This is a genomic window from Terrisporobacter mayombei, assembly GCF_020748465.1.
GTDB classification, from domain to species: Bacteria; Bacillota; Clostridia; order Peptostreptococcales; family Peptostreptococcaceae; genus Terrisporobacter; species Terrisporobacter mayombei.
This window is the reverse complement of the sequence record NZ_JAHZMP010000318.1, coordinates 1-255: the sequence shown is the minus strand read 5'-3', so window position 1 is coordinate 255 and position 255 is coordinate 1. Positions and strand designations below refer to the sequence as shown.

Sequence of the window (255 nt, the reverse complement as noted above, 5' to 3'; positions counted from 1 at the left end):
TCGTCAGCTAAGGTCCCTAAATGTACGTTAAGTGGTAAAGGATGTGGGATTGCACAGACAACCAGGATGTTGGCTTAGAAGCAGCCACTCATTTAAAGAGTGCGTAATAGCTCACTGGTCGAGTGATTCTGCGCCGAAAATTTCCGGGGCTAAAACGTACTACCGAAGCTACGGCATCATTTATGATGGGTAGGAGAGCTTTCTATACGGATTGAAGCATTACCGTAAGGAGATGTGGACTGTATAGAAGTGAAA

The 255-nt window shown here is 45.1% G+C and carries 1 rRNA gene; it reads left to right on the top strand.

The features are described 5' to 3' along the window. Positions 1–255, top strand: a 23S ribosomal RNA gene (locus tag K0039_RS21800); the annotation flags it as partial.